At 55.4% G+C, this 9,465-nt stretch carries 9 protein-coding genes; 1 reads left to right on the top strand and 8 read right to left on the bottom strand.

Annotation, left to right across the window (positions count from 1 at the left end; all coding sequences use genetic code 11):
• Window positions 1–584: 584 nt before the first annotated feature.
• Window positions 585–1,046, bottom strand: coding sequence for an Lrp/AsnC family transcriptional regulator (locus ACEQ15_RS14680; RefSeq protein ID WP_282355481.1), 462 nt, complete (start codon window positions 1,044–1,046; stop codon window positions 585–587).
• A gap of 155 nt (window positions 1,047–1,201) precedes the next feature.
• Here ACEQ15_RS14680 and ACEQ15_RS14675 point away from each other — a divergent pair, with 155 nt between their 5' ends.
• Entirely contained in the window at window positions 1,202–2,140 is a 939-nt protein-coding gene (locus ACEQ15_RS14675; RefSeq protein ID WP_370279964.1) for a DMT family transporter, read from the top strand.
• An 18-nt stretch (window positions 2,141–2,158) separates the two neighbouring features.
• Here ACEQ15_RS14675 and ACEQ15_RS14670 read toward each other — a convergent pair whose 3' ends face one another.
• The 7 genes from ACEQ15_RS14670 to pqqA form a co-directional block, all read right to left on the bottom strand.
• Window positions 2,159–2,902, bottom strand: coding sequence for a spermidine synthase (locus ACEQ15_RS14670; RefSeq protein ID WP_370279963.1), 744 nt, complete (start codon window positions 2,900–2,902; stop codon window positions 2,159–2,161).
• A 510-nt stretch (window positions 2,903–3,412) separates the two neighbouring features.
• The gene (locus ACEQ15_RS14665; protein ID WP_370279962.1) at window positions 3,413–5,311 is read right to left on the bottom strand and encodes an alpha/beta hydrolase family protein; all 1,899 of its coding nucleotides are present in this window, start codon (window positions 5,309–5,311) and stop codon (window positions 3,413–3,415) included.
• 79 nt (window positions 5,312–5,390) lie between these two features.
• Entirely contained in the window at window positions 5,391–6,551 is a 1,161-nt protein-coding gene (pqqE, locus tag ACEQ15_RS14660) for a pyrroloquinoline quinone biosynthesis protein PqqE (RefSeq protein WP_370279961.1), read from the bottom strand.
• Window positions 6,552–6,798: 247 nt separating this feature from the next.
• On the bottom strand, window positions 6,799–7,068 hold the full coding sequence (pqqD, locus tag ACEQ15_RS14655) for a pyrroloquinoline quinone biosynthesis peptide chaperone PqqD (protein WP_370279959.1): 270 nt from the start codon (window positions 7,066–7,068) through the stop codon (window positions 6,799–6,801).
• Window positions 7,065–7,835: a pyrroloquinoline-quinone synthase PqqC gene (gene pqqC, locus ACEQ15_RS14650; protein WP_370279958.1), complete on the bottom strand. Its 771-nt coding sequence runs from the start codon at window positions 7,833–7,835 to the stop codon at window positions 7,065–7,067. The genes pqqD and pqqC overlap by 4 nt, the downstream gene beginning before the upstream one ends.
• Before the next feature lie 41 nt (window positions 7,836–7,876).
• Window positions 7,877–8,797, bottom strand: a complete 921-nt coding sequence (gene pqqB, locus ACEQ15_RS14645) for a pyrroloquinoline quinone biosynthesis protein PqqB (protein WP_370279957.1) — start codon at window positions 8,795–8,797, stop codon at window positions 7,877–7,879.
• Between the two features lie 143 nt (window positions 8,798–8,940).
• Window positions 8,941–9,012, bottom strand: a complete 72-nt coding sequence (gene pqqA, locus ACEQ15_RS14640) for a pyrroloquinoline quinone precursor peptide PqqA (RefSeq protein WP_282355501.1) — start codon at window positions 9,010–9,012, stop codon at window positions 8,941–8,943.
• Between the last annotated feature and the right edge of the window lie 453 nt (window positions 9,013–9,465).

The raw sequence follows: 9,465 nt of genomic DNA, 5'->3' as shown, positions 1-9,465 counted from the left end.
TTTCCATAGGCAGCTGCTGAAGGCAGAATCCTGAAGCATAAACGACGATTTGGTTTTGATGATTGTTTGGCGACTTCACCATAAACCATTTCGTCGTTTTTTTTGTAGGCTCCACGCTATCCGACGAAGAACCTTTTTTTTTTGGTTTGGTGTGCGTGCGAGAATTGAAAATTAATGTAGGGCAGCCTTAAGGCTGCCGGCAGGCTAAAGCCTGCCCTACATCGAAAATCTTTCACCTTTAATCCACATATCTGGTTCCCGTGTTCTGCATGGGAACGATCCACAAATCTATCAGCTGGCACGGACTACACTCCCCCTCTACGCAGCCGAGCATTTCGCAAATAAAACGGTTAAAAGCAAATTCTGTCTGAGGCCAAAGGCCGAGTTTATTTGCTTCGTTTTATTTGTGAAACGCGCAGGGTACCGGGCTTTGCCCGGCAAGTAGTGGGGCCGCGAGGGATTGGTAAGGGATGCGCGGCTGCATCCCTTGCCTCGCCCAATCAGGGCGAAAAGCAGATAGAAATCCAAAGATTCGCTTTAGATACAAAAGCACCTAACTTCGACAAGACGTTCAGCCTTTGCACCTACAACTTCAAAGGCAAAGGCGCTTCCGTCTTAACCGCCTGCAATGCAAAGTTACTCTCAATCTCCCGCACCATCTTCAACCGCTGCATCCGCTTCACCAAGCGGTCGTAATCGATCAGATCCTCCGCCACCACCTCCAGCAGGTAATCTGCAGAGCCGGATACGGTATGCGCATTCACCACCGCATCCATCGCCCGCACGGCATCCTCAAATCCCTCCACAGACTCCGCACTGTGATCGTGCAACTTCACCTGTACAAACACCGTCATGCCCAGGCCCACCACCTGTCGGTTGAGTTGCGGCCGATACCCTTGGATCACGCCTTCCGCTTCCAACCGACGCAAACGGCGCAGACAGGGTGACGGCGACAACGCCACGTGCTCGGCTATCTCCGCGTTACTCAGGCGCCCATCCTGCTGCAGGATCTTCAGAATTTTCAGATCGATCTCATCTACTTTCATGCGCCAACACCCACCGAGTCACAAAATGCCAAAATTAAAACCATATACGCAATTTTCCGCCAACATGGATCACAAACACAAGCCAAATAACAACTTTCCACTTTTGTGTTTCTCGGATAATAGCCGTCAATTCAATATGCACAGGATGTCCTCCGATGAACCAATACCGTGGCGAACCGGCCGTTAACTTCAAAGGCCTGACTGCGATGCTGGCCACCCTGGTGATCTGGGTGGGGTTTCTGCTGTCCATGCGCGCGGAAAACCAGTCTCCACTCACCACGGCGGACCTCGGGCTGATGCGCTTTGCGCTGCCCGCCATTGTCTTCCTGCCTTGGTTGTTCAAGTGCTGGCCCAAAGTGCGCCGCATGGAACTGCGTTATAGCCTGATGATCATGCTTGGCGGCCTGCCATTCTTTTATCTGGTCTCAGTGGGCACCAGCTACGCCCCGGCTGCACATGCAGGTGCGTTGGTACCAGGCAGCGCACCACTCTTTGTTACCGGCCTTGCCGTACTGGTGTTCGGCGAGCCACTGCCAAAGCGTCGCTTGCTGGGCCTGGGCACCATTCTGCTGGGGATCATCCTGTTACTGGGCGATGCGCTGATCAACTTTGAGACGGGGTATTGGCGCGGCCATCTGGCCTTCTTGGGCGCCACCCTGTTGTGGGCGCTGTATACGGTGGGACTTCGCGTTGCAGGCCTGAATCCAATGGAAGCGACGGCGCTGCTCTGCACTAGTGCGGCCCTGATACTGGGCGGGCTGCTGGGCGCCGGTGCGGTGGAATCCACGATCAGCCAAACCTCCTGGGCAGAGTTATGGCCGTTCCTGCTTACGCAAGGCATCGGCGCGGGCATTGTGGGTGGTGTGACTTACGGTATCGCTATCAGCAACCTGGGTGCAGAAAAAACAGCGGCTTTGGGTTCATTCACACCGGCCCTGGCGGCGATCGCGGCAATTCCAGTGCTGGGTGAAAACCTCTCCTTAAGCACCTTGTGTGGCGTACTGATCATTATGGTGGGCGTGCTGCTGGCCAGCGGCATCAAGTTTAAAAGCCAGAATGAACAGGTTACTAATGGGGATAAGGCGACAGTTTAAAGGTGTGAGGAGCGCAGCTTAGCTGTGCTCCTTCAGGCGACCGAGGTGCGCGCTTAACGCAAAGCCCAGCTTCTGGCTCAGCTCCCGCGCATCGTTCTTGAGTTGCTTGGCAGAGCGGTTACTGGCCCGCTTACCGGCAAAGACAATCCAGTTACCACTTTGTGTAGCACAGCTGCGTACATCATCAAAGATCTCGGTCAGCGTCTCCAGCGCATCATCCCCCTGATGCTCACGCCAGCAGTTCAGCACCAGCCAGCCATCCTCTTTCAAGCGGTCGTGACAGTTCATCAGGAAGCTGGGATCGAGCTGCTGTTCATCCAGCCCTTCCGCGCCATAGATATCACTGAACAGCACATCCGCTTTGCGGGTTTCCACCGTCTGCAGAAACTCGTTGGCATCCATGGTGTGAACCTGCAGCCGTTTACCACGCGGTAGCTGGAAGTACTTGTAGGCCACGTTGACCACTTCAGGGCGCAGCTCCACCACCTGCTGCTTGAGGGAGGGATAATGACCGTGCAGGCAACTGTTGAGACTGCCCGCGCCTAACCCTAAGCTGATTACCTGCTTGGGTTCCTTGAACAGCAAGACCAGCAACATGGCGCGTACGTATTCGTGCTGCGGCGAGAGCGGTTCATGCTTCAGCCAGCAGCTCTGCTCGTCATTCTCACCAAAGGCGAGGTAACGTTTGTGGCCATCTTCCACCACCGACACCACACCAAATTCATCGTAGCCGCGGTAGATCTCTTTACCGGGAAGGGCCATAGCTGCTCCAGACATGCATGTTCAAAGGCCGCTACCCTACCCGCTCTTTACGGTGAAGTCACAGAAATTTCTTCATGCAAACAGACAAGAAAGCGTAGGTTGGCCATCGCGGAGCGATGCCCAACAAGTCGACTCAAAACTGCCCTTTGCTGTTGGGCTTCGCGTTGCGAAGGCCAACCTACTTGCGGCCAAGTCGCACTATCGGTTCCACGCTATTTAACGATGAGGCAAAAAAAAAGCCCGCTTGGGGGCGGGCAGAATATACGACGGTCAGAGCTCAGGAGAAAACGGTTCTGACGTAATGGCCTTGAGCTTTGGGGGGCCAGAACCGGACAAAGCCTGCAAACAGCTTCGCTCCCGAATGGGTGTTCAAGGTAAAACTGACTCACCTGATATCAGCTATGAACATATGGTTATTCTGCCGGAGTTCTGTTGTGGGGCATCTTCTGCAATAGCACGAAAACGGCTAGTACTTTGGTCTCAAACGAGATCACTCCATTGACCCAATCGTCACAACCAGCGCTGATAAAACGCCAGTTCCAGCTCCAGCACCTCCTGCTGTACGGCCGGATCTCGAAAGCCATGATATTCATCGGCATAGCGGTGCACCTCCACCTCCACGCCGTTGGCACGCAGGGCGCTAACCATCAGATCCGTTTGCTCGGGTGGCACCACCTTATCCAGCAAGCCCTGGAAGAAGATGACCGGCGAGCTGATCTGGTCCGCATTGGTGACCGGGGAGCGCTCCTGATAGACGTGTCCATCGTACTGAGCGTCGCCGATCAGCCAGTCCAGGTAACGCGATTCAAACTTGTGGGTTGTGACACACAACGCGTTCAGGTCACTCACACCATAAAGGCTGGCTCCGGCGGTGAAACAGGCACTCGCCGCCAGTGCAGCCAGTGCGGTATAGCCCCCTGCACTGCCGCCGCGGATAAAGACCTGGGCCGGATTGATCAGCTCCTGCTCACCGAGGTGTTCAACCAGAGCAATCGCGTCCTCCACATCAGCCACGCCCCACTGCTTGCGTAACTTCATACGGTAATCCCGCCCGTAACCGGTACTGCCACGGTAGTTCAGATCGGCCACGGCAAAGCCACGCTGGGTCCAGTACTGGATCTTGGGATTGAAGATGGGATAAGCGGCGGATGTGGGACCACCGTGCAGAAACACCACCAGCGGAGGCAATTGAGCACTCTGCTCAGCACTGTTAGTGGGTGGGTAGAACAGTGCGTAAGCGTACTCGTTCCCAACGTTAAAACGCAGATGTTGCGGTTCAGCGATCTCATCGATCGGCAGTGGACGCTGACCACCGGTGAGGCTCTCTACATTGCCGCTTTCCAGATCAACAGCAATCAATGCTGGACTCGCAGTCGTTGAAGACGCCACACAATAAAGTGTCGAACCGCTCATCGTCAGGCTGCGAAAATTACTGTACTGCGTGGCGATTCGTTCTGTTCGTCCATCACGGTGAAGTTGCAACGCTCCCATGCCATCTCGGTGACTTAGCGCTACCCAGCCATCATCCAGCAGCAGGTAACTGCTTTGTCCCAGCTGCCATGACGCAGCGGCGTACTCCGCTTCATCCTGTCCCGGTAACAGCGCCAGATCAATCCGATCCGGCTGTTGCTCCACCCGGTAGATCTGCCACCAGTTGTTGTGGTCGCTGACCACATGCAGCCGACCTTGAGCATCGAACTGGGGTTGCGTCAGTGCCTGCTCATGCCCCAACGCCTGGACATGATCTATCTGCCCCTGATCATCCAGTCGACCAAACAACAGTTGCGTTTCCGTCCAGGGCTGATCGGGGTGCTCCCAGCTGATCCAGGCGATCAGGCCACCCTCGCTATCGGCACCCAATGCGACCTGATCGTAGAAATCAAATCCTTCATGGAGCACAGCAATCCCACCATCTTCAAGGGATACCGAGACCAGGCGATTGATCACATCAGCAGGTATATCCCCCGGTGGATGCTCCTCCTGTACCGCAATTAGCCGGTTGCGTGGCCGGTCCCAAACGGGCGCACCATAACGGCATTCGGAGGTGTGCGTCAGCCGTGAAGCTTCGCCATCAAACGGCTGTAGCCAGAGCTGCTGATCGTCTCCATGCACAAATACCAGGCTCTGATCCAGCAAACACCAGCTCTGCCCACCGTACTCATGCACGCGGCTGCGCACGGAGATATGGGGCGGTGAAACGGTCTTGATAACCCCACCCTGCCAACTGCAGATGACCGTGTGGCCATCATTTTCAGGCTGGTACTCGACCCAGAAAAGTTGTTGATTACACGCCGCCTGCAGCTGTCCATACTCCTTTATACCTGGCAGAGCGTGTTCAGCAGTAAACGAAGACGGCCAAAGACCGGGGGGGTGGGGTGATGTTGGCAACATTCCCTGAGCCTCACTCATTAATCACGGGGTACCCATGAGCCTAGCTCAGGAAAGCAGGTTGTTGCCAGATCTGTTCAAGGATTAATCACTCAAATTCTCAGGAACGAAAAAACACCCGCGAATTGCGCTCGTTCCGATACAGCATTTTGGAGTCATCCAGCGGTTGTTCGGCCGCCGCGCGTGCATCGGTGATCAGGTGATGATGTTCCGACTTACCGCACACAGGATCGGCATTGGTGGCATCGCCGGTCATCATGTAGGCCTGACAGCGGCAGCCGCCGAAATCCTTCTCTTTGTCATCACAGGAGCGGCACGGCTCCTTCATCCACTCGTAACCGCGGAAATGGTTGAAGCCAAAGCTCTCGTTCCAGATATGGTCGAGGGAGTTGTCACGCACGTTGGGAAATTCAATCGGCAACATCTTGGCACTGTGACAGGGCAGCGCGGTGCCATCCGGCGTCACGGTGAGAAATACCTGCCCCCAGCCGTTCATACAGCCTTTGGGACGTTCTTCATAGTAGTCCGGCGTCACAAAGATCAGCTTGATCGGATTTCCTTCCGCAGCCAGCTTTTCGCGGTATTCGTTGGTGATCCGCTCCGCCCGCTCCAGCTGCGCACGGGTTGGCAACAGGTTTTCGCGGTTCTCGTACGCCCAACCGTAGTATTGGCAGGTGGCCAGCTCGACGTAGTCTGCCTCCAGCTCAACACAGAGTTCGATGATGCGGTCGATCTGATCAATGTTATGACGGTGGGTGACGAAGTTGAGCACCATCGGGTACCCCTGCGCTTTCACTTCCCGCGCCATCTTCAGCTTCTGGTCAAACGCTTTCTGCGAACCGGCCAGCATGTTGTTCACACTTTCGTCCGCCGCCTGAAAGCTGACCTGGATATGGTCCAACCCCGCTTCACGAAACTCGGCAACTTTACGCTCGTTCAAGCCCACACCGGAGGTGATCAGATTGGTGTAATAACCCAGGCGCCGCGCTTCGCTGATCAGCGTAACCAGATCCTGACGTACCAACGGTTCACCACCGGAAAAACCCAGCTGAACAGCCCCCAGCTTACGGCCCTCTTCGAACACCTTGATCCATTCTTCGGTAGTCAGCTCAGTGTTGCGATTGGCAAAATCCAGCGGGTTGGCGCAGTACGGACATTGCAACGGGCATTTGTAGGTCAGCTCGGCAAGCAACCACAGCGGCTGACCATGGGTTGGAACGGAATTCAGAGAGGGTGAGCCGTTGCAGGATGAGGAGGACATGGGATACCTCTTTATTGCTCTTGTTGTTGCTTAGTAGGTTGGCCGTCGCGAAACGAAGATCATGGCTTACTCAGCAATTCGGGCATCAATTGTTAGGCATCGCTGCGCGATGGCTAACCTACGTATTTTGAGCTGTTACCTAGCAAGTAGGTTGGCCTTAGCGAAGCGAAGCCCAACGTGTACACCGCAATTCGGGCATCAGGTGTTAGGCAAAATTGAGGGGGCAACATCCCTGTCGACTGAACCGCTAAACCTCAATCCAGCGTTGCTTCTGAGCTTCCACTAGAAACTCCAGCACATCACTCTCCAAGCTATCCACATCACCGAACTTACCCTTAAGGTCAGCAACAATGCCTGCCACCGGTTTCTCGCCGTCCACCAGCGCCAGGATCTCCCCGGCCGGACCGTTCAGCTGGATCATGCCTTCCGGGTAGAGCAGCACGTAGCTGTTCTGTGCCTGCTCCCACTGGAAGCGGAACATGGTGTTCATAGTCGGAATCGATTCGTTGCTGATCATCGGAACAACCCTGTGTGGTACACCTTCTCATCCGTCACGGTGTGGTATGGCGGGCGGTCCAGCTCATAGGCCATGGTCATCGCATCCAGCATCGACCAGAGCACGTCCAGCTTGAACTGCAGGATCTCCAGCATGCGTTCTTGCTGTTCACGGGTTTTGTAGTGATCCAGGGTGATTTCCAGGCCGTGTACCACGTCGCGACGGGCTTCGGTCAAGCGGTTACGGAAATACTGGTAGCCGTTTTCGTCGATCCACGGGTAGTGGTCCGGCCAGGTATCCAGACGGGACTGATGAATCTTCGGAGCAAACAACTCGGTCAGGGAGGAGCTCGCCGCTTCTTCCCAGGTCGCGCGGCGGGCGAAGTTCACATAGGCATCCACGGCAAAACGTACACCCGGCAGCACATGTTCCTGGGAGATGATCTCCTCGCGGGTCAGCCCCACGGCTTCCCCCAGCCGCAGCCAGGCTTCGATGCCACCTTCCGCCTCATCGTAACCGTCGTGATCGAGGATACGCTGTACCCACTGACGGCGGGTATCGCGGTCCGGGCAGTTGGCCATGATCGCCGCGTCTTTCATTGGGATCATGATCTGGTAGTAGTAACGGTTGGCGACCCACCCCTGAATCTGTTCTTTAGTGCAGCTGCCGTTGTACATCGCCACATGGTACGGGTGATGGATGTGATAGAGATCGCCCTTGGCACGCAGAGCCTGTTCGAACTCTTCGCGGGACATCGGCAGTTTGTCTTCGGTAACCTGTGTGTTCATATGCACGCTCCTGTTTATGTTCAGGACCTGATCCGGCGGTCTCAGAGCTCGATGCTCATACCGTCGTAGGAGATCTCGATGCCGTGGGCCAATACTTCGGCACGCTCCGGCGACTCCTCATCCAGGATCGGGTTGGTGTTGTTGATGTGGATAAGTACCTTGCGTGGTTTCTCCAGCGTATCCAGGTACTCGATCATCCCACCCTGCCCGGACTGGGGCAGATGGCCCATGGCGGTACCGAGCTTGTCGCCGACACCGGAAACAATCAGCTCGTCTTCACGCCAGATGGTGCCGTCGACCAGTACGCAGTCGGCGCTTTCCATCACAGGACGCAGGTGGGGTTCGATCTGGCCGAGGCCAGGTGCATAGAACAGGGTCTTACCGGTCCGGGTATCTTCGATTTTGATACCGATATTGTCACCCGGATGGGGATCGTTGCGGTGCGGTGAGTATGGCGGTGCACTACTGAGCAGCGGCACAGCGGTCAGCTTCAGCTCCGGTACCTGTGGAATCGTAAATTGGTTGGCGCCCTCTTCGATTGGAATGCGGTTCCAGTTAATACCGCCATTCCAGTGCTCCAGCATATTGAAGATCGGGAAACCGGAGGTGAGATCCTGGTGCACCATATCGGTACACCACACCTCGTGCGGACAACCTTCACGCAGCATCAACAGACCGGTGGTGTGATCAATCTGGCTGTCCATAAAAACAATCGCTGAAATACCGGTATCTCGGATCGCACGCGCCGGTTGCATCGGTCCGAAGCTGTCCAGTTGGGCACGGATATCCGGCGAGGTGTTAAACAGGATCCAGTGTTCGCCATCGGCACTGACAGCAATAGAGGATTGGGTACGTGGCTGGGCTTTAATGGTGCCTTCGCGCACGCCCTTACAGTTACGGCAGTTACAGTTCCACTGTGGGAAACCACCGCCGGCGGCTGAGCCTAAAACTTGTATTTTCATTATTATTCTTTTGCGCTGGTGACCGTCAGATCCGCGTCAGTGCGGCGCCCGTCGTAGTGAGCCCGGCTCCTGCCGGTTGGGAAACCCCAGAGGGGAAAACGCAAAAGCCACGAACGGAGCGTCGTAACTTTTGCGCAAAGTGCTTAGCGGTTTGCGAAGTACATGGTTACTTCGAAGCCGATGCGCATGTCTTTGTATTCAGGTTTAGTCCACATAACGTAATACCCTCTGGTTGTTATTGCTTTGAATAGGAGTTACCAGATTGATAATAGAAATGGGGCTCGGGAACCCATATGGTACTTTGGAACGAAAAAGGTCCTGAATTAGACCAGTAGTCATACCCCAAAAACGCGGGAAGATTTCCGAAAATGGAGTACCCAGGCCGCAGTCTGTGGGCCTTCCGGAAAGATGAGGAGAGATTAAAAGAGTGTTGGGTGTCGCTGCGCTCGACCCAACCTACGTAGCTCAAGCAGTCAAACCTTGTAGCAGCGGGCTTTGACCGCGACAAGCAGTTCAGCCTTAGGGGGTGTCGCCCTCGGAGCGGGCTGCTTGTATCTCTCGGTGATGGGTGGTTAGCTACCGTCCATCGCAAGGAGCCGGTGAGCCTGACGGGCTGCTAAGTCGTAAAGACTGCCATGTAGATAAGGCCCCGGCTTCTACTCTCTTAA

Source organism: Pontibacterium sp. (genome assembly GCF_964228735.1).
Lineage (GTDB): Bacteria > Pseudomonadota > Gammaproteobacteria > Pseudomonadales > Balneatricaceae > Pontibacterium.
This window is presented reverse-complemented; position numbering and strand designations above follow the sequence as displayed.

Coding starts and splice junctions, on each gene's coding strand:
- pqqE (WP_370279961.1), bottom strand. CDS start 6,551: ATGTCCTCCTCATCCTGCAACGGCTCACCCTCTCTGAATTCCGTTCCA.
- ACEQ15_RS14675 (WP_370279964.1), top strand. CDS start 1,202: ATGAACCAATACCGTGGCGAACCGGCCGTTAACTTCAAAGGCCTGACT.
- pqqD (WP_370279959.1), bottom strand. CDS start 7,068: ATGATCAGCAACGAATCGATTCCGACTATGAACACCATGTTCCGCTTC.
- pqqB (WP_370279957.1), bottom strand. CDS start 8,797: ATGAAAATACAAGTTTTAGGCTCAGCCGCCGGCGGTGGTTTCCCACAG.
- ACEQ15_RS14670 (WP_370279963.1), bottom strand. CDS start 2,902: ATGGCCCTTCCCGGTAAAGAGATCTACCGCGGCTACGATGAATTTGGT.
- ACEQ15_RS14665 (WP_370279962.1), bottom strand. CDS start 5,311: ATGAGTGAGGCTCAGGGAATGTTGCCAACATCACCCCACCCCCCCGGT.
- pqqC (WP_370279958.1), bottom strand. CDS start 7,835: ATGAACACACAGGTTACCGAAGACAAACTGCCGATGTCCCGCGAAGAG.
- ACEQ15_RS14680 (WP_282355481.1), bottom strand. CDS start 1,046: ATGAAAGTAGATGAGATCGATCTGAAAATTCTGAAGATCCTGCAGCAG.